Annotated in this window: 21 protein-coding genes; 4 read left to right on the plus strand and 17 right to left on the minus strand. The window is 53.4% G+C overall.

Translation table 11 applies throughout. From position 1 onward, the window contains the following. Positions 1–12 precede the first annotated feature (12 nt). From dnaE to rpsB, 16 genes are all read right to left on the minus strand, one after another. Positions 13–3495 (minus strand): DNA polymerase III subunit alpha, encoded by a 3483-nt coding sequence (gene dnaE / locus QNN88_RS12855; RefSeq protein ID WP_414240567.1) that lies wholly within the window; start codon positions 3493–3495, stop codon positions 13–15. Positions 3496–3519: 24 nt separating this feature from the next. Next, a complete protein-coding gene (gene rnhB, locus QNN88_RS12860; protein WP_414240568.1) occupies positions 3520–4116 on the minus strand; it encodes a ribonuclease HII in 597 nt (198 codons plus the stop codon). Next, positions 4113–5261, minus strand: coding sequence for a lipid-A-disaccharide synthase (gene lpxB / locus QNN88_RS12865; RefSeq protein WP_414240569.1), 1149 nt, complete (start codon positions 5259–5261; stop codon positions 4113–4115). Before lpxB ends, rnhB begins: the two co-directional genes overlap by 4 nt. Continuing rightward, the gene (lpxA, locus tag QNN88_RS12870; protein ID WP_414240570.1) at positions 5261–6049 is read right to left on the minus strand and encodes an acyl-ACP--UDP-N-acetylglucosamine O-acyltransferase; all 789 of its coding nucleotides are present in this window, start codon (positions 6047–6049) and stop codon (positions 5261–5263) included. Before lpxA ends, lpxB begins: the two co-directional genes overlap by 1 nt. A 3-nt stretch (positions 6050–6052) precedes the next feature. Then, positions 6053–6508, minus strand: coding sequence for a 3-hydroxyacyl-ACP dehydratase FabZ (gene fabZ / locus QNN88_RS12875; protein ID WP_003018528.1), 456 nt, complete (start codon positions 6506–6508; stop codon positions 6053–6055). Positions 6509–6611: 103 nt separating this feature from the next. Continuing rightward, positions 6612–7637 carry a UDP-3-O-(3-hydroxymyristoyl)glucosamine N-acyltransferase gene (gene lpxD / locus QNN88_RS12880; RefSeq protein WP_414240571.1) on the minus strand — a complete coding sequence of 342 codons (1026 nt, stop codon included), beginning with the start codon at positions 7635–7637 and terminating at the stop codon, positions 6612–6614. A 3-nt stretch (positions 7638–7640) separates the two neighbouring features. After that, a complete protein-coding gene (gene skp / locus QNN88_RS12885; RefSeq protein ID WP_042323679.1) occupies positions 7641–8126 on the minus strand; it encodes a molecular chaperone Skp in 486 nt (161 codons plus the stop codon). A gap of 122 nt (positions 8127–8248) precedes the next feature. Continuing rightward, positions 8249–10678, minus strand: a complete 2430-nt coding sequence (bamA, locus tag QNN88_RS12890) for an outer membrane protein assembly factor BamA (RefSeq protein WP_414240572.1) — start codon at positions 10676–10678, stop codon at positions 8249–8251. Between the two features lie 31 nt (positions 10679–10709). Continuing rightward, positions 10710–12062 (minus strand): sigma E protease regulator RseP, encoded by a 1353-nt coding sequence (rseP, locus tag QNN88_RS12895; protein WP_414240573.1) that lies wholly within the window; start codon positions 12060–12062, stop codon positions 10710–10712. Positions 12063–12073: 11 nt separating this feature from the next. Further along, the gene (gene cdsA / locus QNN88_RS12900) at positions 12074–12931 is read right to left on the minus strand and encodes a phosphatidate cytidylyltransferase (protein WP_414240574.1); all 858 of its coding nucleotides are present in this window, start codon (positions 12929–12931) and stop codon (positions 12074–12076) included. Between the two features lie 12 nt (positions 12932–12943). Continuing rightward, positions 12944–13702 (minus strand): (2E,6E)-farnesyl-diphosphate-specific ditrans,polycis-undecaprenyl-diphosphate synthase, encoded by a 759-nt coding sequence (gene ispU, locus QNN88_RS12905; protein ID WP_414240791.1) that lies wholly within the window; start codon positions 13700–13702, stop codon positions 12944–12946. Positions 13703–14014: 312 nt separating this feature from the next. Beyond that, positions 14015–15211 (minus strand): 1-deoxy-D-xylulose-5-phosphate reductoisomerase, encoded by a 1197-nt coding sequence (gene ispC / locus QNN88_RS12910; RefSeq protein WP_414240575.1) that lies wholly within the window; start codon positions 15209–15211, stop codon positions 14015–14017. 91 nt (positions 15212–15302) lie between these two features. Beyond that, the gene (frr, locus tag QNN88_RS12915) at positions 15303–15860 is read right to left on the minus strand and encodes a ribosome recycling factor (protein WP_042323692.1); all 558 of its coding nucleotides are present in this window, start codon (positions 15858–15860) and stop codon (positions 15303–15305) included. Between the two features lie 142 nt (positions 15861–16002). Then, complete coding sequence (gene pyrH, locus QNN88_RS12920; RefSeq protein ID WP_042997866.1) at positions 16003–16728, minus strand: UMP kinase; 726 nt, start codon at positions 16726–16728, stop codon at positions 16003–16005. Positions 16729–16881: 153 nt separating this feature from the next. Further along, positions 16882–17733, minus strand: coding sequence for a translation elongation factor Ts (gene tsf / locus QNN88_RS12925; RefSeq protein WP_042323696.1), 852 nt, complete (start codon positions 17731–17733; stop codon positions 16882–16884). Positions 17734–17992: 259 nt separating this feature from the next. Beyond that, positions 17993–18718, minus strand: a complete 726-nt coding sequence (gene rpsB, locus QNN88_RS12930; RefSeq protein ID WP_012133990.1) for a 30S ribosomal protein S2 — start codon at positions 18716–18718, stop codon at positions 17993–17995. 322 nt (positions 18719–19040) lie between these two features. Between rpsB and map the strand changes: the two genes are divergently transcribed. The 4 genes from map to QNN88_RS12950 all read left to right on the plus strand — a co-directional run bounded on the left by map (position 19041) and on the right by QNN88_RS12950 (position 24091). After that, positions 19041–19835, plus strand: coding sequence for a type I methionyl aminopeptidase (gene map / locus QNN88_RS12935; protein WP_414240576.1), 795 nt, complete (start codon positions 19041–19043; stop codon positions 19833–19835). 232 nt (positions 19836–20067) lie between these two features. Then, entirely contained in the window at positions 20068–22740 is a 2673-nt protein-coding gene (glnD, locus tag QNN88_RS12940) for a bifunctional uridylyltransferase/uridylyl-removing protein GlnD (RefSeq protein ID WP_414240577.1), read from the plus strand. 30 nt (positions 22741–22770) lie between these two features. After that, on the plus strand, positions 22771–23595 hold the full coding sequence (gene dapD, locus QNN88_RS12945) for a 2,3,4,5-tetrahydropyridine-2,6-dicarboxylate N-succinyltransferase (RefSeq protein WP_042997869.1): 825 nt from the start codon (positions 22771–22773) through the stop codon (positions 23593–23595). A gap of 109 nt (positions 23596–23704) precedes the next feature. Then, entirely contained in the window at positions 23705–24091 is a 387-nt protein-coding gene (locus QNN88_RS12950) for a DUF3461 family protein (protein WP_042289892.1), read from the plus strand. Between the two features lie 94 nt (positions 24092–24185). On the opposite strand, the gene cdaR is transcribed toward QNN88_RS12950, so the two are convergent. Next, positions 24186–25343, minus strand: coding sequence for a DNA-binding transcriptional regulator CdaR (cdaR, locus tag QNN88_RS12955; protein WP_414240578.1), 1158 nt, complete (start codon positions 25341–25343; stop codon positions 24186–24188). Between the last annotated feature and the right edge of the window lie 26 nt (positions 25344–25369).

Raw genomic sequence — 25369 nt, forward strand, 5'->3', positions numbered from 1 at the left:
AGTATTCCTGTATTAGTCAAACTCCAGTTCCACCTGCTCCGAACCAATGAGGCCACGGAGATCGTTTAGCAAACGATCGCTCGGAGAGACACGCCAGGTCGCGCCAAAACGCAACCGCGCACGTGCATCCGCCCTCTGATAGTAGAGATGTACTGGAATTGTCCCCGAGCGGTGGGGTTCCAGAGACTGACGGAGTCGGTTTAAAAGCTGATCATCAATTTGCCTGTCCGTCAGCGAGATAGCAAGCCCGCGAGCATATTTTTCCCGGGCTTCGTCAATATCCATCACTTCGCGGGCGGTCATTTTAAGCCCCCCGCTGAAGTCATCAAAGCTGACCTGTCCGCTGACGATAAGTATGCGGTCTTTTTCCAGCAATTGCTGGTATTTATCCAGGGCGTCGGTAAATAACATCACCTCCAGACGTCCGGAACGGTCATCCAGCGTACAGATGCCGATACGATTGCCGCGCTTGGTGACCATAACCCTTGCGGCAATGACGAGCCCCGCAGCCGTGGTCACTTTACCACGTTCTGTCGGATGCATGTCTTTCAGCCTGTAGCCTCCGACATAGCGCTCAATTTCTTTTAAATACTGATTGATCGGGTGTCCCGTCAGGTATAACCCCAACGTTTCGCGTTCCCCATCTAACACCACCTGCTCTGGCCACGGCTGGCAGCTGGCGTAGGACTGTTCGATTTGCTCCGGCTCTTCCGCCAGTACGCCGAACATATCCGCCTGACCAATCGCTTCCGCTTTCGCGTGCTGGTCAGCGGCCTTCAGCGCATCGCCCAGCGAGTTCATCAGCGCAGCGCGATGTGGACCGAGCCTGTCAAAAGCCCCGGACATGATCAATTTTTCCAGCACGCGCCGGTTGAGCTTTTTGGTATCGGTACGGGCGCAAAGATCGAACAGCTCGCGGAAGTAACCGCCGTTGTTACGCGCCTCGATGATCGCCTCGATCGGACCTTCGCCAACGCCCTTGATCGCGCCGATGCCGTAGACAATCTCGCCGTCGTCATTAACGTGGAAGTGATACAGCCCGGAGTTGATATCCGGCGGCAGGATTTTCAGCCCCATGCGCCAGCATTCATCCACCAGCCCCACCACCTTCTCGGTGTTGTCCATATCCGCGGTCATCACCGCCGCCATAAACTCAGCAGGATAGTGAGCTTTCAACCACAGCGTTTGATACGACACCAAAGCATAGGCGGCGGAGTGGGATTTGTTAAATCCGTACCCGGCGAATTTCTCCACCAGATCGAAGATTTTCATCGCCAGTTCGCCGTCAATACCGTTTTTCTTCGCGCCGTCTTCAAAGATGGAGCGCTGCTTGGCCATCTCTTCCGGCTTTTTCTTACCCATCGCACGACGCAGCATATCCGCACCGCCAAGAGTATAGCCAGAGAGCACCTGGGCAATCTGCATCACCTGTTCCTGATACAGGATGATGCCATAGGTCGGCTCCAGTACCGGTTTCAGGCTTTCGTGCTGCCACTGCACATCGGGATAGGAGATCTCTTCGCGCCCGTGCTTACGGTCGATGAAGTTATCAACCATCCCGGACTGCAACGGCCCCGGACGGAACAGCGCCACCAGTGCGATCATATCTTCAAAGCAGTCAGGTTGCAGACGCTTAATCAGGTCTTTCATGCCGCGGGATTCAAGCTGGAAGACCGCGGTGGTTTCCGAGCGCTGCAGCATGTCGAAGCTTTTTTTGTCATCCAGCGGGATAGCCGCAATATCCAGCGGCGGCTCGCCGTTCTTCTCGCGGCGGGCGTTGATCATCTCCAGCGCCCAGTTGATGATGGTGAGCGTACGCAGGCCGAGGAAGTCGAACTTCACCAGGCCGGCATATTCCACATCGTTTTTATCAAACTGGGTAACCGGGTGCAGCCCCTGTTCATCACAGTACAGCGGCGCGAAGTCGGTGATTTTCGTTGGGGCGATCACCACGCCACCGGCGTGTTTACCGGCATTACGGGTGACGCCTTCCAGCTTACGCGCCATGTCGATCAGCGCTTTAACCTCTTCATCTGCCTCGTAGATTTCTGGCAGTTGTGGTTCAGCCTCGAAGGCTTTCGCCAGCGTCATCCCCGGATCGGGCGGCACCAGTTTTGAAATCCTGTCGACAAAACCGTACGGGTGGCCCAGTACACGCCCCACGTCGCGAATAACCGCTTTCGCGGCCATTGTACCGAAGGTGATAATCTGCGATACCGCATCACGACCATACATGTCCGCCACATGTTCGATCACCTGATCGCGTTTCTCCATACAGAAGTCAACGTCGAAGTCAGGCATGGAGACACGTTCCGGGTTAAGGAAACGTTCGAACAGCAGGTCAAATTCCAGCGGATCGAGATCGGTGATTTTCAGCGCGTAGGCCACCAGCGATCCCGCACCGGAACCACGACCCGGACCTACCGGTACACCGTTGTCTTTTGACCACTGGATAAACTCCATCACGATGAGGAAGTAGCCCGGGAACCCCATCTGGTTGATCACCTGCAGTTCAATATCCAGGCGTTCATCGTAAGGCGGGCGTTTCTCTTTCCGCTCAGCTTCATCCGGGAACAGGAATTCCAGACGCTCTTCCAGCCCCTCTTTCGATTTCACCACCAGAAAATCTTCCGTGGTCATATCGCCGGTCGGGAACTGCGGCAGGAAATACTCGCCCAGACGCACCGTTACGTTACAACGTTTGGCGATTTCAACGGTGTTTTCCAGCGCTTCCGGAATATCAGAAAAGAGTTCGCACATCTCCTCTTCCGAGCGCATATATTGCTGCGGCGAGTAGTTACGCGGACGTTTGGGATCGTCGAGGGTGAAGCCATCGTGAATAGCGACGCGAATTTCATGTGCGTCAAAGTCATCACTGTTGATAAAGCGCACATCGTTGGTGGCGACCACCGGCAAACCACGCGCTTCCGCCAGCGCAACGGCAGCATGAAGATAGTTCTCTTCATCGGGACGACCGGTACGGATAAGCTCCAGGAAGTAACAATCCGGGAAGTGTTCTTCATAGAACGCGACGCACTCATCGACCAGCGCGCTGTTGCCGCGCAGCAGGCTGCGCCCGACATCGCCCATGCGCCCGCCGGAAAGCAGGATCAAACCTTCTTTCAGTTCAATCAACCAGTCACGATCGATGATCGGCCCCGCCGCGCCATAGCCACGTTGATAGGCTTTTGAAATCAACAGCGTCAGATTTTGATAGCCGGTGTTATTGGCGGCGAGCACTGTCAGATGCGTCAGTTCATCCCCCATCAGCTCGCTCTGAACATGGAAATCGGCGCCAACAATAGGTTTAATCCCTGCGCCATGACCCGCTCCGTAGAACTTCACCAGACCACAGAGATTGGTAAAATCGGTGATCGCCAGCGCAGGCATGCCTAACGCGGCCGCCTTTTTCACCAGCGGCCCGGTTTTCGCCAGCCCATCGATCATGGAGTAGTCGCTGTGCACCCGCAGGTGAACGAAACGAGGTTCAGACATCTTGAGATTCCTTCAACACAAGAATCAGGACACGAGTCCCAGTGCGCGTTTAACGGGAGCAAAGCTACGTCGGTGATGCTCCGTTGCGCCATGTTTAGCCAGTTTTTCCAGATGGAAAGCGGTTGGATACCCTTTGTGTTGGGCAAAACCATATTGCGGGAAAACGATATCCAGCGCAGCCATTTCAGCGTCACGCGTGACTTTTGCAAGAATAGATGCGGCGCTGATTTCCGCTACACGGCTATCGCCTTTGACGACCGCCATTGATGGCACAGGCAAGACCGGGCAACGATTGCCGTCGATCAGCACGTATTCCGGCGCAATATGTAACCCCGCCACCGCTCGCTGCATGGCCAGCATCGTAGCGTGGAGAATATTCAGCTCATCAATTTCGTGCGGTTCCGCACGACCGAGGCTCCAGCTCAACGCTTTTTCTTTGATTTCGTCATACAGCGCCAGACGGCGCTTTTCAGATAATTTTTTGGAATCGTTAAGACCCACAATCGGGCGAGCAGGGTCGAGGATCACGGCAGCGGTAACGACCGCACCGACCAACGGACCGCGCCCGACTTCATCCACACCCGCCACTAAATGCGTGTGCGGATAAACAAATTCGATCATCGTGCTAACTCCAGGACCGCATCCGCCGCCTGCTCATCGGCGTTACAGCGGATCTGCTGATGCAGTTCGCGGAAAGTATCATGCATGGCGTGGCTGGTCTTCCCGTTGGCTAACAGGGGCAGTAGCGCCTCAGCCAGCTTCTGCGGCTCGCACTCTTCCTGCAACAACTCTTTCACCAGTTCTCTGCCCGCCAGCAAGTTGGGTAGCGAGACATAGTCGGTTTTTACCAGACGCTTCGCCAGCCAGAACGTGAAGGGCTTCATACGGTATCCCACCACCATCGGGCATTTCGCTAACATGCACTCAAGGGCGGCCGTCCCCGACGCCAGCAACGCCGCGTCACTGGCCACCATCGCTTCACGCCCCATGCCGTCGAGCAGGTGAACAGACAGTTCCGGAGCGACTTCCGCTTTTATTTTCTCGAACTGCTCACGCCGTTTGGTATTCACCAGCGGCACCACCACTTCAAGATCAGGGTAAGTCTGACGCAACCGTTGAGCCGTTTTCAGGAAATCTGCGCTGAGCATTTCCACTTCCGCGCCGCGACTGCCGGGTAATAACGCCAGACAGTGCGCATCATGAGGGATCCCCAGCACATCCCGCGCCGCGTTTTTATCCGGGTCAAGCGGCATCGCATCCGCCATCGTGTGGCCGATAAAACGGCACGGCACATGATACTTATCGTAAAACGCTTTTTCGAAAGGCAGAAAAGCCAGAACCATGTCGGTGGATCTGCCTATTTTGAAAACGCGTTTCTGTCGCCACGCCCAGACGGACGGACTGACGTAATGAATCGTCTTGATACCCTGCTTTTTCAGATTCCCTTCAAGAGTGATATTGAAATCAGGTGCATCAATACCGACGAAGACATCGGGCCGCAGCTCAGTGAATCGACGGGTCAGGTCGGCACGGATATGCAACAGACGACGCAGACGTCCGAGCACTTCCACAATGCCCATTACCGCCAGTTCTTCCATTTCATACCAGGCTTCACAGCCTTCAGCCTGCATTCGCGGGCCGGCGACGCCAACAAAACGCGCGTCAGGTACGCGCGCTTTTAGCGCCCGGATCAAGCCGGCACCAAGAATATCGCCGGAGGTTTCTCCGGCGACCAGGGCAATCGTTAAGGGGCGCTGCTCAGCCATTAACGAATCAGGCCGCGTGTTGAGCGGACAAAGAAATCGCTGAACGGCTGCACTTCCGGGTACTGCTTCGCCAGTTCGGCGATTTCCGGTTTTACTTCGTCCAGGGTTTTGCCGCTACGGTACAGCGCTTTGTAAGCATTGCGAATCGCGGTGATCGCCTCGCGGGTAAAACCGCGACGCTTCAGCCCTTCAATGTTGACGCCATACGGCGTCGCGTGGTTGCCCTGAGCAATAACGTACGGCGGAACGTCCTGAGCAACGCCAGAACAGCCGCCGACCATCACGTGTGCGCCAATAATGCAGAACTGGTGCACCGCGGTCATGCCACCGATGATGACGTAATCATCCAGCGAGACGTGACCAGCAAGCGTAGCGTTATTGGCCAGAATACAGCGATCACCGATAGTGCAATCATGTGCCACGTGGGCATTGATCATCAGTAAGTTATCGCTGCCCACCTTCGTCAGTCCACCGCCCTGCACTGTGCCACGATGAATGGTAACGCTTTCGCGAATGCGGTTACGATCGCCAATTTCCACGCGGGTCGGTTCACCAGCATATTTCAGATCCTGGTTCACTTCACCAATGGAGGCGAACTGATAAATCTCGTTATCACGGCCAATTTTAGTATGACCGTTAACGACAACGTGAGACTTCAGTACGGTACCCTCACCAATTTCAACATGGGGTCCAACAAGGCAAAAAGGGCCAATGTGAACATTAGCGCCAAGTGAAGCGCCCTCTTCCACAATGGCGGTCGGATGAACAAAGGCGGATTTATCAATCACGTATCAGGCCTCCCGGCTACGAGCACACATCATCGTTGCTTCGCAAACTACTTTACCGTCGACCAGAGCAACCCCTTTGAAGCGGGTCAGGCCACGGCGCGTTTTCTCGAAAGTGACTTCCATGATCATCTGATCGCCTGGCACGACAGGACGCTTGAAGCGCGCTTCATCGATACCAGCGAAATAATAGAGTTCTCCCGGCTCCAGTTTACCGACGCTTTTAAACGCCAGAATACCGGTCGCCTGTGCCATTGCTTCCAGAATCAGCACGCCAGGGAAAATCGGTTTACCCGGGAAATGGCCCTGGAAAAACGGCTCGTTTACGGAGACATTTTTCACTGCGCGCAGAAAACGACCTTCTTCAAAGTCCAGCACACGGTCTACCAGTAAAAACGGAAAACGGTGCGGCAGAAGTTCTAAAATCTCTTCAATGTGCAGAGTATGAGTGTTAGTAGTCAAAATACTCTTCCTGTCCAAATATGCTAAAAGCCAATAATAACACGGCCTGCCGCAATCGTATGAATGCCGACAGGCCGTAAAGTATGTGTGACCGGGTGAGAGTTTAGTCTTGTTGATTAACCTTGCGCTCAATGGCTTTGAGGCGCTTGCTCATATCATCAATGTTCATCACCAGTGCGGCTGTCTTACGCCATACTTTGTTAGGTTGCAGCGGAATGCCTGAGGAATAGACGCCCGGTTCAGTGATGGGACGCATCACCATCCCCATGCCCGTCACGGTCACCTTATCGCATATTTCCATATGCCCGTTGATCACGCTGGCACCGCCAATCATGCAGTAACGGCCAATCTTCAGACTGCCCGCCATAATGACGCCACCGGCAACCGCCGTATTGTCGCCAATCACAACGTTATGTGCAATCTGACACTGGTTATCAATGATAACCCCATTGCCGATCACAGTGTCATCCAGTGCGCCACGATCAATAGTGGTACAAGCACCGATCTCCACACGATCGCCAATAATGACGCGACCTAACTGCGGGATCTTCACCCAATTGCCACGATCGTTAGCGTAACCAAATCCGTCAGCACCAATGACTGTGCTGGACTGGATCAGGCAATTCTGACCGATCTGAATGTCGTGGTAAACCGTTACATTCGCCCATAAGCGCGAACCGGCCCCAATTTTCGTATTTTTCCCGACGAAGCAACCCGCGCCGATAATCACGTTATCGCCAAGCTCCACGCCAGATTCAATCACCGCATTTGCGCCAATTGAGACATTGCTACCCAGCGTTGCCGTCGCATCAATCACTGCACTCGGTGCAATGTTCTGCGCCGGCTGCGGCGTGGTATCTAAAATTTGTGCCATACGCGCGTACGTCAGGTAGGGATTCTTCACTACCAGCGCAGCACTCTTAGCAAAAGGGAGGGAGTCCTGCGTCATGACAACAGCAGACGCCTGGCATAAGCCTAAGTGCTCACGGTATTTCGGATTCACCATGAACGTAATGTGACCCGTTTGCGCAGATTGCATGGACGCAACGCCGGTGATGACGATATCGCCATCACCGTGTAATTCTGCATCCAACTGCTCTGCTAAATCAGCCAGTCGAATTGAAGGCATTACTTATTTAACCTGTTTCAGTACGTCGGCGGTGATGTCTTTTACATCGCTGCTGTTGTAAGCAACGGTGTTCGCGTCAACGACCAGATCGATGCTCTGGCTGCTGGCAACAGATTTCACCGCAGTCTGGATACGAGTAACCAGTTTGCCGCGTTCTTCGTTGGAACGACGTGCACGATCCTGCTCAAAAGCCTGCGCTTTTTGAGAGAAGGTCTGGCGCTGAGCCATTACGTCTTTTTCCAGCTTAGTACGATCGCTACCTGCTTTCATGGACTGCAGACGCTGCATTTTAGATTGCAGATCAGATTCCATACGCTGCAGTTCGCTCGCGCGGCCTTTAAACTCATTTTCCAACGTGTTGGAAACACCGGTCTTCTGTGCAACCTGCTGGAACAGGCTACCCATGTTGACGATAGCAATTTTGTCAGCAGCCTGTGCAGACGTAACCATTGCTAAACCGAGACCTGCCGCTAATAACCACTTTTTCACAATAAACTCCTTACCATCCCATTTGCACCCGAAGGTACAGTTCTTTGCGTGGCCAGGCGATCCCATGCAAGATCGCCTAAAGTCATCGCTACACTACCATTACATTCCTTTGCGAAGAACAATTACCAGGTTTTACCAATGTTAAACTGGAACTGCTCTTTTTTGTCTCCATCGTAATCCTTAAACGGCTGGGCGTAGGAGAAGACCAACGGCCCCAATGGGGACATCCATTGTAATGCGATACCAGCAGACATACGGATATTGCTTGGATCACTGTAGTCTGGATAACCGGAATATGCACTTGAATCCCAGTTAGTATCCCAGACGGTACCCATATCCCAGAAGAACGAAGTACGAACCGAGTTGGCGTATTTATCACTGATGAACGGCGTTGGGGTAATGAACTCAAGGCTGGCGACAGCCATGGCGTTACCACCCACTGCGTCATCCGATTTACACGGCGCTGACTGCGTGCTTTCACATTCGTTATCGTAGTCGTTATCGCCATCATGACGACTGCTGGACGGGAAATAGACCGCCTTAGGACCGATGGTGTTGGACTGGAAGCCACGCACGGTGCTGGAACCACCGGCATAGAAGTTCTCATAGAACGGCATCTCTTTGCCGCCGAATCCATCCCCATAGCCCCAACGGGTACGACCGAGAACCACCCACTTGTGATCGTCATCGATCGGTACGTAGGTTGCGGTATCCAGTGTCGCTTTGTAGAACTCGTTATCAGAGCCAGGGATCGTCACTTTACCGTTCAGATTGATACGCGTCCCTTCCGTCGGGAAGAAGCCACGGTCAAGCTTGTTATAGGTCCAACCGTAGTTGAAGGTGAAGTCGTTTGCGCTGTAAGAGTTGCGGTCATTCGAGTTATCCGGGTATTCGCCCACGGAGTTCAAATAACGCCACATCGCGACCTGCGGCTGCATGTTGGACAGGGAGTTATGCACATACCCTAAGCCAGCACGCAATGTGTTGTATTCGTTGACAGGGAAGCCCAGCGTGACGTCTGTACCATAACTTTTGTTGGTATAGTCAGACAGATCCGCATCGTTCGCATCAAAGTCGTTATAGAAGACACGACCGCCCAGACTCACGCCATCAACGGTGAAGTATGGGTTAGTAACGGACAGTTCGCTGTAGGTCTGGTAATCGTTCTTAGTACCGTTAATCCCTACCGCGTAACCCGTACCCAGCCAGTTATCCTGCTGAACACCGGCCTGGAAGCTTACACCGCTTTCCGTACCGTAACCAACACCGAAGTTGAAGCTACCGGTGTTACGCTCTTTCACCTTATAGACCACATCAACCTGGTCCGGGCTGCCCGGAACACGCTGCGTGTCGGTGTCGACCGTTTCAAAGTAACCCAGACGGTTCAGACGCTCTTTACCCTGATCAACCATATCACTGCCCAGCCATGCCCCTTCCATCTGGCGCATTTCGCGACGCAGAACGGCATCTTTGGACGTGTCGTTACCTTCAAAACGGATCTTACGCACGTAGAAACGGTTACCCGCATCAACGTTTACGCGCAGCATAACGGTTTTGTCAGTATCGTTGATTTCCGGCTGTGACTGAACACGCGGATAGGCGTAACCATAGCGACCCAGAAGCTTCTTAATATCATCTTCCATTTTGGTCACTTTGGTGCCGTTGTAGAGTTCGCCCGGCTCAATTTTGGTCAGGCTTTCGATCTCCGCAGAGTGCCCCGCCAGGTTCCCCGTTACCTGAACGCCAGAAAGCTTATACTGCTCGCCTTCCGTGATGTTCACGGTAATGTAGATCCCTTTCTTATCCGGGGTCAGGCTGACCTGCGTTGAGTCGATGTTGAAACGCGCGTAACCGCGATCCAGATAGTAACTGCGCAGGGTTTCAAGGTCACCCGCCAGTTTCTGCTTCTGGTACTTGCGATCGCCAACAACGTTCCACCACGGAACCTCATCACGCAACTGGAAGTGAGAGATCAGTTCATCCGTGCTGAAGGCATGATTACCGACGATATTGATCTGCTGGATCTTCGCCGATACCCCTTCCTGGAACACCAGTTTAAGGTCAACACGGTTGCGCGGCAGCGGCGTGACAACGGCTTTCACGCTGGCACTGTATTTACCGACGCTGTAGTAGAAGTCTTCAAGACCTTTCTCGATATCGGCAATGGTGGTGCGATCCAAAGATTCGCCAACACGCACGCCAGAAGCCTCGAGGTTTTGCTTCAGCATGTCATCTTTCACCGATTTGTTACCGGAGAAGGTGATGCTGGCAATGGTCGGACGTTCTTTTACCTGAACCAGAAGCGTATCGCCATCGCGTAGGACACGAACATCCTCAAAGTTGCCAGTGGCAAACAGTGCGCGAATGGTATTACTGATATCTTCATCATTAACCGTGTCGCCTGTGCGCACCGGCATACTGAGGAGGGCCGCACCAACGGCGACACGCTGCAGGCCTTCGAAATGAATGTCCTTCACTACGAACCCTTCAGCACCGTATACGGTCGCGCTGCTAAACAGCAGCGACGCTATGAGCAACTTTTTCATCGCCATCGTTATTATGCGTTCTTCCTAACTAACTCTCTTACAACCGAGAGAAATCATTGAAAAGTGCAAGCCCCATTAACAGCACCAGCAATATCGAGCCAATGCGATAACTAAAGTCTTGAACCCGCTCGGATACCGGCCCGCCCTTAAGCTTTTCAATCGCCAGGAACAGCAGATGCCCCCCGTCAAGTACGGGCAACGGAAACAGGTTGATTATCCCTAAGTTCACGCTGATTAGCGCAAGGAACATCAGATAATAAATCACCCCGAACTCCGCTGACATCCCAGCCCCCTGAGCGATAGAAATCGGCCCACTGAGGTTGTTCAGTTTCACATCACCGGTTATCAATTTTCCCAGCATACTGACCGTCAGCTTCATCAACTGCCACGTTTTATCCGTGGCCTGTGCAATGGCGCTGAACGGCCCATACTGGCGTACTGTCTTGTACTCATCCGGCAGAGGAATGATTTTCGGCACAACGCCGGCAAACCCTTCTGCCTTCCCATTACCCGTTTTCGAATCCGGAATTAATGTTAAAGACAAGGCACTGCCCTGCCTTTCAATTTCCAGCGCTAACGGCTGACCCGGATTATCGCGCACCAGGTTCACGAACGTCATCCACTGCGTTAACGGCTGACCATCGACTTTAACGATCCTGTCGCCGGCTTGCAAACCCGCCTTACTTGCGGCGGACTGTGCCTGGACTTCTGACAGCACCGGTTCAATCTGTGGCCCGCGTGGTCGAATCCCTAAAGAAGATACAGGATCTTCCTTATCAGGCTCAAATGCCCAATGCCGTAAATTCAGTGTTTTTTCCTGCCGCTGGTTGCTGCCGAAAGGCGCTACGCTGATTGTCGTCTGTTGATCGCCAATTTTCGCGATCAGTTGTAAACGCACTGCGTCCCAATCAGGGGTTTCGATACCATCAACGGCTTTAAGTTCCGTGCCAGGAATAATTTGCGCCTGAGCGGCAATCGAGTTGGGCGTTATTTCACCAACAACCGGACGAACGCCAGGAACACCGATGATAAACACCAGCCAGTAAGCGAAGATAGCGAAGAGGAAATTAGCAACCGGACCGGCGGCAATGATCGCTGCGCGCTGGCCGACGGTTTTATTGTTGAAAGCGTGGTGACGCAGTTCCGGGATCACCGGTTCCGCGCGCTCATCCAGCATTTTGACATAGCCGCCCAGCGGGATCAGGGCGATGACATATTCGGTCCCAGACCGATCGGTACGGCGCCAGAGCGCTTTACCAAATCCAATAGAAAAGCGCTCGACACGGACACCGCAGCGCCGGGCAACCCAGAAATGACCAAATTCATGTACGGTGATCAACACACCCAGTGCGACAATGAATGCAGCCAGATTCCAGAGAATACTCAGCATAAAACCTTCCGTTAAAGCGTCTTGAATACCAGTAACAACAGGCAAGCAAAGACCGGTACTGCCGCCGTCAGGCTGTCAATACGGTCCAGAATACCACCGTGCCCTGGAATCAAATGACCGCTGTCTTTAATTCCTGCTTCACGCTTAAACATGCTCTCGGTCAGATCGCCCAGCACAGAGGCCAGCGCAGCGACAATAGAACAGATTAATAAGGTGACAGGCGCAACTTCCAGATTCGCCCACATGCCGTAACCCCAGGAGATAACGGCTGCCGTGGCAAGGCCACCAAAAAAGCCTTGCCAGGTTTTCCCCGGCGACACTTTTGGTGCCAGTTTATGTTTGCCAAACAGTTTACCAAACATGTACGCCCCGGAGTCGGCTCCCCAGACCAGGATCATGACATAGAGCAGCCATATTGCGCCACTGTAATGATTCTCGTCGTAATGCCAGGCTCGCAGCGCCAACATTCCCCAGAAGAAGGGAACGATCGTAAGCACGCCAAAAATTAGGCGTAATGTCTTCGAATGACGCCAGATCGTCGCCGAGCCGGGGTAGAAAAACACCAGCGCTAGCGCAGCGACCCACCAACCCAACGATGCCCACAGAGAGACCTCGACCAGCGGCTGATGAATATTATGGTGATATTCCGGCAGCAGAAACAGCATCAGTGCGAGCAACAGCCCACACAGCACCGCCAGCCAGACGCGTTGCGTGCGCGTGGCAAAACCGCTTAACTGTCCCCATTCCCACGCGGCAAGCATACAAACAACCAGCGTTACGATGGCGAACCCCACCGGCGGCAGCAAAAACAGCGCCGCGATGACCACGGGTATTAAAACAAAAGCAGAAATCAGGCGATACTTCAGCAAAAGCGACCCCCATCAGGCTTTATCATCACCGGGCTCGGTGCCGCCGAAACGACGCTCTCGATTAGCAAAGGCATGCAGCGCACCTTCAAAGTCTTGTTCATCGAAATCGGGCCAGAGAACATCTGTAAAGTAAAGTTCGGCATAGGCAATTTGCCAAAGCAAAAAGTTACTTATTCGATGCTCTCCCCCAGTCCTAATTACTAAATCTACCGGAGCCAGCTCATGCATACAGATTTGTTGGTTAAGCATGTCTTCATCAATCTGATCAGGACGCAGTAATCCTTCCTGCACCTGTTCTGCCAGTTGTCTGACTCCCTGGACAATATCCCAACGTCCGCCGTAATTCGCCGCAATATTCAGCGTCAGCCCGGTATTCTGGGCGGTAAGCGCTTCAGACTTACGAATACGTTCTTGCAAACGCGCGTTAAATCGGCTGGTATCGCCAATAATGCGCAGGCGAACGTTATGGCGATGCAGGCTTTTCACTTCACTGTCCAGCGCCCACACAAATAACTCCATTAACGCGCTCACTTCCTGCGCCGGACGATTCCAGTTTTCACTACTAAAGGCATACAGCGTTAACGCATCAATACCATTATTGGCAGCAAAAGAGACGGCACGGCGGACGGATTTCGCTCCGGCCTTATGCCCAAATGCACGAATCTTCCCTTGCTTTTTCGCCCAGCGACCATTGCCATCCATAATGATCGCGACATGACGGCAGCCATGTGCAGGCAAATTTTCGCTTTCTGGTTGAGTTGCAGACAACATAACGCGTTTTAGTCCCTGAAAGGATTTAGCGGTACTCAGGAATACTGAAGCCTTTTGCTCTTCATCCTTCAGGCTGCCTCTTCGCTGGCGGTGATCACTCGCCCCAGTCACATACTCTTTGTATGCTCCAGGGAACTCATTCACATGCCGCCTTGATGCAACCTGAATGATTTTGTGCATCCACAAAAAAGCCGTGTCAAACCACGGCTTACCTGACCCAAAAAAGCCAACTACCTGCGATCAGGTGGCGCAGACTATATCACTGAAGCACAACGCTAACAAATAGCACAATCTCCTGAGGAAGGATTATCCTCAGCTTGCGAGTCGCATCACTTGTTTTCTGGCGACTTCTCGCGCAATGGCATCCACCTGCAACACGTCATCCACGCTCTGCGGTTCCTGCAGGTCCATCTGCTCCAGCACGGCTAAATTGAGATCGGCAATATCGGTAAAGCGTATTTCTTCAGCAAGAAATGCAGCAACGACTACTTCATTGGCTGCATTCAGCGCAGTTGTGGCTGCCTGCCCCTGCTCGAACGCCTCCATTGCCAGTTTCAGGCAAGGATAGCGCTGGTAATCCGGCGCGCTGAAGGTTAACGCACTGAGTTTGCAAAAATCGAGCGGCTTCACGCCAGAGGTTACGCGATTCGGCCAGGCCATCGTATGGGCGATAGGCGTACGCATGTCCGGTTCACCCAGTTGTGCCAGAACGCTGCCGTCCTGATAACGCACCATTGAGTGAATGACCGACTGCGGGTGAATCAGCACTTCCATCTGGCGGGCACTGGCATTAAACAACCAACGCGCTTCAATGTATTCCAGACCTTTATTCATCATGGTGGCGGAGTCGACGGAAATTTTACGTCCCATCGACCAGTTCGGATGACGACATGCCTGATCGGGCGTCATCGACACCAGTTCATGCAGCGGCGTTTCCCGGAACGGGCCACCAGACCCGGTAAGCAAAACCGACATCACGCCATTTTGCTCCAGGTCAGCGTATCCCAGATTGTGTTGAATGGGTTGGGGCATACTCTGAAAAATCGCGTTGTGTTCGCTGTCTACCGGTAAAAGTTGGGCTTTGCTCTGCTTCACCGCGTCCATAAACAGGCGTCCACAGGTCACCAGTGACTCTTTGTTAGCCAACAGAATGGTTTTTCCCGCACGAATCGCAGCAAGCGTCGGCAGAAGGCCGGCGGCGCCCACGATAGCGGCCATCACCTGATCGACCTCATCAAGCGCCGCCATCTCACAAGCTGCCTGTTGCCCGCTCAGGACTTCCGTCCGGCTACCCTGCTGTTTCAGCGTGGCGTTGAGAAGGCGAGCGCTGGCGTCATCATCCATCACGGCATAACGCGGGGAAAATTCCAGGCACTGCTCAACCATACGGCTGACATTTTTACCGGCCACCAGCGCGATAACGCGAAAGCGCTCAGGGTTATGGCGCACCACGTCCAGCGTGCTGCAACCGATAGAGCCGGTCGAGCCCAGAATGGTTAGTTGCTTCATGAAATGTCCGAAAAATGAAACAGATAAAAAAGCAAAACGCCGCCAGCCGATCGTATGATCTTCTGAGCGGCGTTTTGAGCGTACAGGAGAATCAGAACTGCATCAGTTCCGCTTCTTTATCTGCCAGCGCCGCATCCACTTTCTTGATAGCAGCGTCCGTCATTTTCTGTACGTCGTCCTGAGAACGGCGATCGTCATCTTCGCTGATCTCTTTGTCTTTCAGCAGTGCCTTCACTTTGTCGTTCGCATCACGGCGGACGTTACGTACCGCAACACGCGCCTGTTCAGCTTCGCCACGAACGATTTTCGTCAGATCTTTACGACGTTCTTCCGTCAGCGGAGGCAGCGGAACGCGAATATCGCTGCCCGCAGAGCTCGGGTTCAGACCGAGGTCAGAGGCCATAATCGCTTTCTCAACGGCCGGGCTCATTGAGCGGTCAAACACGTTGATCTTCAGGGTACGGGAATCTTCTACCGTAACGCTTGCCAGCTGACGCAGCGGCGTAGGCGTGCCGTAATATTCCACGACAATGCCATCCAGCAGGCTGGGAGAAGCACGACCCGTGCGTATTTTGCTGATTTGGTTTTTGAACGCTTCTACGCATTTTTCCATGCGTACTTCAGCATCTTTTCTGATATCGCTAATCACGTTACGAATCCTTGAAAACTTGTCTCAGTCAGACCAGACAGTACACCTGTAGAGGTGTGCTTAGTATAGCCCTGATTAAAATATTACGGGTAAGCCCGCGATATTAACGCGGAATCTTACCCCGATTTCGACATTACGGGAATTATTCCGTAATCAATGTGCCTTCTTTTTCACCCATGACCACGCGACGCAGTGCGCCAGGTTTGTTCATGTTAAAGACACGAATCGGCAATTTGTGGTCACGCGCCAGCGTAAACGCAGCCAAATCCATCACTTTCAGTTCTTTATCCAGAACCTCATTGTAGGTCAACTGCTCGTACATCGTAGCAGCAGGATCTTTCGCCGGATCGGCGGTAAAGACGCCATCGACTTTCGTCGCTTTCAGCACCACGTCAGCTTCGATTTCAATACCGCGCAGGCACGCTGCAGAGTCAGTGGTGAAGAAAGGATTACCGGTCCCCGCAGAGAGGATCACCACGCGGTTATTACGCAGCAGGCTGATTGCCTCTGCCCAGCTGTAGTTATCGCACACGCCATTGAGCGGAATAGCGGACATCAGGCGGGCGTTCACATAGGCGCGGTGAAGCGCATCGCGCATTGCCAGGCCGTTCATCACGGTGGCCAGCATGCCCATGTGGTCGCCCACAACGCGGTTCATACCCGCTTTCGCCAGACCAGCACCACGGAACAAGTTACCGCCACCAATCACCACACCAACCTGAATACCCAGTTCAACCAGTTCTTTGATTTCCTGAGCCATACGATCCAAGATGCTTGCGTCAATACCGAAGCCTTCCGAACCCTGCAGAGCTTCGCCACTTAACTTAAGCAGAATGCGTTTATAGACGGGTTTTGCATTGGTAGCCATGTTTCTTTCCTGAGACTGTCAACGATTTAAAATGAGGGGTAAATTCTGGCGACAATGATATGTCGCTTCTCAGTACAACGAAATAAGAGCCATACTGATTTTGCGTGACGGGTGACAAAAAGAAGCCGCCCTCAGGCGGCTCCTTTTCGACAATTAAGACTGCTTGGACATCGCAGCAACTTCTGCTGCAAAGTCAGTCTCAACTTTCTCGATGCCTTCGCCCACTTCGAAGCGGATGAAGCCAGTTACGTCAGCGTTGTGCTCTTTCAGCAGCTGACCAACAGACTTGCTCGGCTCCATAACGAAAGGCTGGCCAGTCAGAGAAACTTCGCCGGTGAATTTCTTCATGCGGCCTTCAACCATTTTCTCTGCGATTTCTTTCGGCTTACCAGACTGCATCGCGATGTCCAGCTGAACCTGGTACTCTTTTTCTACCACTTCAGCAGACACGTCTTCCGGCTTAACGAATTCAGGCTTGCTTGCAGCAACGTGCATAGCCAGCTGTTTAACCAGCTCTTCGTCAGCGCCTTTAGCAGCAACCAGAACACCGATGCGCGCACCGTGCTGGTAGCTGCCCAGAACGTCGCCTTCCAGGGAAGCGATACGACGGATGTTGATGTTCTCACCGATTTTTGCAACCAGCGCAACACGCTCTTCTTCGAACTGCGCTTTCAGCACTTCAACGTCAGTGATTTTGCCAGCAACCGCTGCGTCCAGAACTTTGTCAGCAAATGCCTGGAAACCGCCGTCTTTAGCAACGAAGTCAGTCTGGCAGTTAACTTCCAGAATGAAGGCGATGTTGCCGTCGATTTTGGTTTTGATTACGCCGTCAGCAGCAACGTTGCCTGCTTTTTTCGCTGCTTTGATAGCACCGGACTTACGCATGTTTTCGATTGCCAGCTCGATGTCGCCATTCGCTTCAGTCAGTGCTTTTTTGCAATCCATCATGCCTGCGCCAGTACGTTCACGCAGCTCTTTTACCAGGGATGCGGTAATTTCAGCCATTCTAAAATCCTCGGAAGATGTGATCTGCCCGGCGTCAAACCGTACAGATTTAAAAGTGAAAAAGGGGGCCATATACAGGCCCCCTAACCAAACATGATACTACCTGGTTTATAAGGGCTCTTCCCCTTCATATTCCGAGTCGCAGATGCGTTATCTTCGCTCGCTCATCCCGGTCACTTACTGATGTAAGCTCCCGGGAGTTCTCGAGCTTGCCGCCTTTCTGCAACTCGAACTATCTCGGGGAAGTTATCAAGCCTTATTATTCAGCTTCTACGAAGCTTTCTTCCGCCTGGGAAGCCAGATCCTGAGAACGGCCTTCACGAACGGTTGCAGCGACAGCGCCCAGGTACAGGCTAACAGCACGGATTGCGTCGTCGTTACCCGGGATAACGAAGTCAACACCGTCCGGATCAGAGTTGGTATCAACGATAGCAAATACCGGAATACCCAGGTTGTTTGCTTCTTTGATAGCAATGTGCTCGTGGTCAGCATCGATAACGAACAGAGCGTCCGGCAGACCGCCCATGTCTTTGATACCGCCCAGGCTGTTTTCCAGTTTCTCAAGCTCACGAGTGCGCATCAGCGCTTCTTTCTTGGTCAGCTTTTCGAAAGTACCGTCCTGAGACTGAGTTTCCAGGTCTTTCAGACGTTTGATGGACTGACGAACGGTTTTCCAGTTAGTCAGCATACCGCCCAGCCAGCGATGGTTCACGAAGAACTGATCGCAGCTGTTAGCAGCGTCTTTCACCGCTTCGCTTGCAGCGCGTTTAGTACCAACGAAAAGGATTTTACCTTTGCGAGAAGCGATCTTGTTCAGTTCAGCCAGCGCTTCGTTGAACATCGGTACAGTTTTCTCAAGGTTGATGATGTGAACTTTGTTACGCGCACCGAAGATGAACGGCTTCATTTTCGGGTTCCAGTAACGGGTCTGGTGACCAAAGTGAACACCAGCCTTGAGCATGTCGCGCATGGAAACAGTTGCCATGTTTAAAACCTCTATAGATAAAGTTGGGGTTATGCCTCCACGTATCCCATATTACCGACCCCAAAGGGCACCCCGGAATATGTGCCGATACGTGTGTGTTGTTACACAAAGTGAGATTTGTCGCTTCCGTCCATTCTGTGTATATGAAATGAGATCGGAAGTCCGGCGCGCTTTATACCACAAATACGCCGTGGACACCAATAATTGTTGGCTTGCTGTGCTGTTAATGATTCTCAATTTGGCAGCATGTATGCTGGACTGATACCATTGACAGCACTTACACAATTATTGTCGGAATAATCGACACTGATGGACAGAATTCATGGCTATCTCAATCAAGACCCCTGAAGAAATCGAAAAAATGCGCGTCGCGGGCCGTCTGGCCGCGGAAGTGCTGGAGATGATCGAACCGTATATCAAACCGGGCGTCAGCACGGGTGAACTGGATCGCATCTGTAATGACTACATCGTTAACGAGCAACACGCGATCTCGGCTTGTCTCGGCTATCACGGTTATCCTAAATCCGTCTGCATCTCCATTAATGAAGTGGTGTGTCACGGGATTCCGGATGACGCCAAGCATCTGAAAGATGGCGATATCGTCAACATCGACGTGACGGTCATTAAAGATGACTATCACGGCGATACGTCCAAAATGTTTATTGTCGGCAAACCGACCATTCTGGGCGAGCGCCTGTGCCGCGTCACTCAGGAGAGCCTGTATCTGGCGCTGCGTATGGTGAAGCCAGGCATTCGTCTGCGTACGCTCGGCGCGGCAATCCAGAAGTATGCCGAAGGTGAAGGCTTCTCCGTGGTGCGTGAATACTGCGGACACGGCATTGGTCGCGGCTTCCATGAAGAGCCGCAGGTGCTGCACTATGATGCGGACGACGGCGGCGTGGTGCTGCAGCCGGGCATGACCTTTACCATTGAGCCGATGCTGAACGCCGGTGATTATCGTATCCGTACGATGAAAGACGGCTGGACGGTCAAAACCAAAGACCGGAGCTTGTCTGCGCAATACGAGCATACTATTGTGGTGACCGAAAACGGCTGCGAAATTCTGACATTACGCAAGGATGACACCATCCCGGCGGTCATTACGCACGACGCATAACTTTTTTGCCTGATGGCGCTATCGCTTATCAGGCCTACAAATGGCACCTTTACTCAAAATCATTCGAGTTGCTTCAAGACGGCAAGAGAGTGAATCTCCAGGAGCGTACAAAAGTACGTGACTGGAGTGAACGAGCGCAGCCAACGCAGAAGCAGCCTGAAGGATGAAGAGTAAATCCGTAGGCCGGGTAAGGCGCTTTCGCCATATCCGGCTTTTTTAATGGGTGGCGACAATGAATACTCTTCCTGAACAGCACGCGAACACCGCACTCCCCACCCTACCCGGCCAGCCGCAAAACCCGGGAGCCTGGTCACGCGACGAACTCACCGTCGCCGGGATCAAAACGCATATAGACACCTTCCAGCAATGGTTAGGCGATGCCTTCGACAGTGGGATTTCCGCTGAACAGCTTATTGAAGCGCGTACGGAATTTATCGATCAACTACTGCAACGCCTGTGGATTGACGCCGGTTTTGGGCAGATTGCCGATCTGGCTCTGGTCGCCGTCGGCGGCTACGGGCGCGGTGAACTGCACCCACTTTCCGATATTGACCTGCTGATCCTCAGCCGCAAAAAATTACCGGACGATCAGGCGCAAAAGGTCGGCGAGCTGCTGACATTGCTGTGGGACGTCAAACTGGAAGTGGGACACAGCGTGCGCACGCTGGAAGAGTGTCTGCTGGAAGGGTTATCCGATCTGACCGTCGCCACTAACCTGATTGAAACCCGTCTGTTGATTGGCGACGTCGCGTTGTTCCTGGAACTGCAAAAGCATATTTTCAGTGAAGGGTTCTGGCCGTCTGATAAGTTTTACGCCGCCAAAGTAGAAGAGCAAAATCAGCGCCACCAGCGCTATCACGGCACCAGCTATAACCTTGAGCCGGATATCAAAAGTAGCCCCGGCGGTCTGCGCGATATCCACACGCTGCAGTGGGTCGCTCGCCGTCATTTTGGCGCCACCTCACTCGACGAAATGGTCGGCTTCGGCTTCTTAACCCAGGCGGAACGCGCTGAGCTCAACGAATGCCTGCACATTCTGTGGCGCATTCGTTTTGCCCTGCACTTAGTGGTCAGTCGTTACGATAACCGCCTGCTGTTCGATCGCCAGTTGAGCGTCGCTCAGCGCCTGAACTACAGCGGCGAAGGCAACGAACCGGTTGAGCAGATGATGAAGGATTACTTCCGCGTCACCCGCCGCGTCACTGAACTCAACCAGATGCTGCTGCAGCTGTTTGACGAAGCGATCCTCGCGCTGTCCGCCGACGAAAAGCCGCGTCCTATTGATGACGATTTTCAACTGCGCGGCACGCTGATCGATCTGCGTCAGGACGATCTGTTCATCCGCGAACCGGAAGCGATCCTGCGGATGTTCTATACCATGGTGCGCAACAGCGCGATCACCGGGATCTACTCCACTACCCTGCGCCATCTGCGCCATGCACGCCGCCACCTGAACCAGCCGCTGTGTTATATCCCGGAGGCGCGGTCGCTGTTTCTCAGTATGCTGCGCCATCCTGGCGCAGTCAGCCGCGGTCTGCTGCCGATGCACCGCCATAGCGTGCTGTGGGCCTATATGCCGCAATGGTCACGGATTGTCGGGCAGATGCAGTTTGACCTGTTCCATGCCTACACCGTTGACGAACACACGATTCGCGTGATGCTGAAGCTGGAAAGTTTTGCCAAAGAAGAGACCCGTCAGCGCCACCCGTTGTGCGTGGATCTCTGGCCGCGTCTGCGACAGCCGGAACTGATATTTATCGCTGCGCTGTTTCACGATATTGCCAAAGGACGCGGCGGCGACCACTCGGTGCTGGGCGCACAGGACGTGCTCAAGTTTGCGGAACTGCACGGACTGAACTCGCGCGAAACGCAGCTGATTGCCTGGCTGGTTCGCCAGCACCTGCTGATGTCGGTGACCGCTCAGCGCCGGGATATTCAGGATCCCGAAGTCATTAAACAGTTCGCCGAAGAGGTACAAACGGAGCACCGCCTGCGCTTTCTGGTCTGCCTGACAGTCGCGGATATTTGCGCCACCAACGAAACGCTGTGGAACAGCTGGAAGCAAAGTCTGCTACGTGAACTGTACTTCGCCACGGAAAAACAGCTGCGTCGGGGAATGCAAAACACGCCGGATATGCGTGAACGCGTGCGCCACCATCAATTGCAGGCGCTGGCGCTTCTGCGCATGGACAATATTGATGAAGAAGCGCTGCACCATATCTGGTCGCGCTGTCGCGCCAACTACTTCGTGCGACACAGCCCAAACCAGCTGGCCTGGCATGCGCGTCATCTGTTACAGCACGATCTCAGCGAGCCGCTCATTCTGCTTAGCCCGCAGGCCACGCGCGGCGGGACGGAAATATTCATCTGGAGTCCGGATCGCCCGTATCTTTTTGCCGCCGTCTGCGCCGAGCTGGACCGGCGTAACCTAAGCGTCCACGATGCGCAGATTTTCACGACCCGAGATGGCATGGCGATGGACACCTTTATCGTACTGGAACCGGACGGCAGCCCGCTCTCATCAGACAGGCACGAAGCGATCCGCTTTGGACTGGAACAGGCGATCACCCAGCGCACCTGGCAACCGCCGCAACCACGTCGACAGCCGGCCAAATTGCGTCACTTTACCGTCGATACCGAGGTCACATTCCTGCCCACGCACACCGACCGCAAATCGTTCCTCGAGCTGATTGCGCTCGACCAGCCTGGACTGCTGGCGCGGGTCGGGCAAATTTTTGCCGATCTGGGAATTTCGCTTCATGGCGCCCGAATTACAACCATTGGCGAGCGAGTAGAAGATTTATTCATAATCGCCACAGCGGACCGGCGTGCGCTTAATAATGCGCTGCAGCAGGAAGTGCATCAACGGTTGACAGAGGCCCTCAATCCAAACGATAAAGGGTAGTGTGTTTATTTATAGGGAAAGAGTTTAACAATGCAGCAGTTACAGAACGTTATTGAGACCGCTTTTGAGCGCCGTGCCGACATTACTCCGGCCAATGTGGATACCGTGACCCGTGAAGCGGTGAATCAGGTGATTTCTCTGCTGGATTCCGGCGCACTGCGTGTGGCAGAAAAGGTGGACGGTCAGTGGGTGACTCACCAGTGGTTGAAGAAAGCGGTGCTGCTCTCTTTCCGTATCAACGATAACCAGGTGATTGATGGCGCGGAAAGCCGCTACTTCGATAAAGTGCCGATGAAATTCGCCGACTACGACGAAGCGCGCTTCCAGAAAGAAGGTTTTCGTGTGGTTCCGCCGGCGGCGGTACGTCAGGGTGCGTTTATCGCCCGTAACACCGTGTTGATGCCGTCTTATGTCAACATCGGCGCTTATGTTGATGAAGGCACGATGGTCGATACCTGGGCAACCGTCGGTTCCTGTGCGCAGATCGGTAAGAACGTTCACCTGTCCGGCGGTGTCGGCATCGGTGGCGTACTGGAGCCGCTACAGGCGAACCCGACCATCATTGAAGACAACTGCTTCATCGGCGCGCGTTCGGAAGTCGTCGAAGGCGTAATCGTCGAAGAAGGTTCCGTGATTTCCATGGGCGTCTATATTGGTCAGAGCACCCGTATTTACGACCGTGAAACCGGCGAAGTCCATTATGGTCGCGTGCCAGCAGGCTCCGTTGTCGTTTCCGGCAACCTGCCGTCGAAAGACGGTAAGTACAGCCTGTACTGTGCGGTGATTGTGAAAAAAGTCGACGCCAAAACGCGTGGCAAGGTCGGTATCAACGAGTTATTGCGAACCATCGACTAAGGATGATTTGAAAAAGCGGGCTTAGCCCGCTTTTTTTCACTCTGCGAGTGGCGCAAACAGGGCTTTTCGTTAATTATTCAATAGTTATAGTGAGCTTAAGGGTACCGCTATGTATGACAATCTGAAAAGTCTGGGCATTACTAATCCTGAAGAAATCGATCGTTACAGCCTGCGGCAAGAAGCCAACAACGATATCCTGAAAATCTATTTCCAGAAGGATAAAGGTGAATTCTTTGCCAAAAGCGTGAAGTTTAAATATCCTCGCCAGCGCAAGACCGTGGTCGCCGATGGAATTGGTCAGGGCTACAAAGAAGTGCAGGAAATCAGCCCTAATCTGCGCTACGTGATCGACGAACTCGATCAGATCTGCCAGCGCGATCGCACTGAAGTTGATCTAAAACGTAAGATCCTTGACGATTTACGCCATCTGGAAAGCGTGGTGGCGAATAAGATCACCGAAATCGAAGCCGATCTGGAAAAACTGACGCGTAAATAATTCGTTTGTTGCCGGATGGCGGCGTCATACGCCTTATCCGGCCTACTGGTACATCCTCGTAGGCCTGATAAGCGTAGCGCCATCAGGCAATTAATCACTGCTGATCATCCAGCTGCAACGCCACGTACAGCAGCAGTCGATCGTCGAAATTTCCCAAATCCAGCCCGGTCAATTCCGAGATGCGATTCAGTCGATACTCCAGCGTATTCCGGTGAATAAACAGTGCCTTAGAGGTCGCCAACGGCTGCACGTTATGGCGAAACCAGGCCGCCAGGGTGCGGCGCAATAAACCGTTATTGTCCATCGCTTTCAGCCGTACCAGCGGTCGTGCCAGCTCATTGGCCTGCCAGCCGCCACGCAGACTGTCGAGCAGTACCGGCAGCATCAAATCCTGATAAAAGTAGCTGCGGCTTTCCGGCATTCGTTGTTTGCCGACCATCATTGTCGTGCGCGCAGTACGGTACGAACGCGCAATGCTGCCTGGTCCGGTAAAATAGTTGCCCAGCGCAACGCGAAAACGCAACTGCCCGTTCTCTTTCATACGCGCAATAAGTTGCTCAACGCGCTTGCGATGATCTTCGGCATCCCAGCGGCCAAACGCATTCAGCGCCGGTTTTAACACCACCATCTCGGTCAGCGAAACAATCGCGATCAGGTTATTACGTTCCGGGGTGGTTAGCGCGTTCTGGAGCTGTTGTAGCTCAGCCATCGCACTGTCCACACCAAGCTGGCCGCTGTCGACTTCCACCACCGCCACCACGCGCGGCTGATTAAGATCGATCCCCAGGCGTTGCGCCCATTCGGTCAACGACGGGGTGTTCTCTTCTGCCTGGATCAGGTTCATCACCAGTTCTTCGCGCAGACGGCTGTCCTGCGCCAGCAGGTGCATCAGACGCGACTGCTCCAGCATCATCTCCGCCGTCATGCACACCAGTTCGCCATATTTGCGTAAATGCTCAGGTTCACCGGTCAGGCCAATCACGCCGACAATTTCGCCTTCCAGACGCAGCGGCAGGTTAATCCCCTGACGGACCCCATGCAGATGACGCGCGACTGCATCATCAATATCCACCACGCGCCCTTGCGAGAGGACTAACAGCGCCCCTTCGTGCAATTCACCAATACGTTCGCGATCGCCGCTACCGATGATCCGCCCACGGGCATCCATTACGTTGATATTGGTATCAATGATGCGCATTGTGCGCGCCACGATATCCTGCGCCATTTTGGTATCAAGATGCCAGCCAGCCATAAATCCCTCCTGTGAGCAGAGCTCCA

This window comes from Citrobacter sp. ANG330 (genome assembly GCF_047467925.1).
Taxonomy (GTDB): domain Bacteria; phylum Pseudomonadota; class Gammaproteobacteria; order Enterobacterales; family Enterobacteriaceae; genus Citrobacter_A; species Citrobacter_A amalonaticus_G.

Coding starts and splice junctions, on each gene's coding strand:
- dnaE (WP_414240567.1), bottom strand. CDS start 3,495: ATGTCTGAACCTCGTTTCGTTCACCTGCGGGTGCACAGCGACTACTCC.
- rnhB (WP_414240568.1), bottom strand. CDS start 4,116: ATGATCGAATTTGTTTATCCGCACACGCATTTAGTGGCGGGTGTGGAT.
- lpxB (WP_414240569.1), bottom strand. CDS start 5,261: ATGGCTGAGCAGCGCCCCTTAACGATTGCCCTGGTCGCCGGAGAAACC.
- lpxD (WP_414240571.1), bottom strand. CDS start 7,637: ATGCCTTCAATTCGACTGGCTGATTTAGCAGAGCAGTTGGATGCAGAA.
- bamA (WP_414240572.1), bottom strand. CDS start 10,678: ATGGCGATGAAAAAGTTGCTCATAGCGTCGCTGCTGTTTAGCAGCGCG.
- rseP (WP_414240573.1), bottom strand. CDS start 12,062: ATGCTGAGTATTCTCTGGAATCTGGCTGCATTCATTGTCGCACTGGGT.
- ispU (WP_414240791.1), bottom strand. CDS start 13,702: ATGTTGTCTGCAACTCAACCAGAAAGCGAAAATTTGCCTGCACATGGC.
- ispC (WP_414240575.1), bottom strand. CDS start 15,211: ATGAAGCAACTAACCATTCTGGGCTCGACCGGCTCTATCGGTTGCAGC.
- pyrH (WP_042997866.1), bottom strand. CDS start 16,728: ATGGCTACCAATGCAAAACCCGTCTATAAACGCATTCTGCTTAAGTTA.
- tsf (WP_042323696.1), bottom strand. CDS start 17,733: ATGGCTGAAATTACCGCATCCCTGGTAAAAGAGCTGCGTGAACGTACT.
- rpsB (WP_012133990.1), bottom strand. CDS start 18,718: ATGGCAACTGTTTCCATGCGCGACATGCTCAAGGCTGGTGTTCACTTT.
- map (WP_414240576.1), top strand. CDS start 19,041: ATGGCTATCTCAATCAAGACCCCTGAAGAAATCGAAAAAATGCGCGTC.
- glnD (WP_414240577.1), top strand. CDS start 20,068: ATGAATACTCTTCCTGAACAGCACGCGAACACCGCACTCCCCACCCTA.
- dapD (WP_042997869.1), top strand. CDS start 22,771: ATGCAGCAGTTACAGAACGTTATTGAGACCGCTTTTGAGCGCCGTGCC.
- QNN88_RS12950 (WP_042289892.1), top strand. CDS start 23,705: ATGTATGACAATCTGAAAAGTCTGGGCATTACTAATCCTGAAGAAATC.
- cdaR (WP_414240578.1), bottom strand. CDS start 25,343: ATGGCTGGCTGGCATCTTGATACCAAAATGGCGCAGGATATCGTGGCG.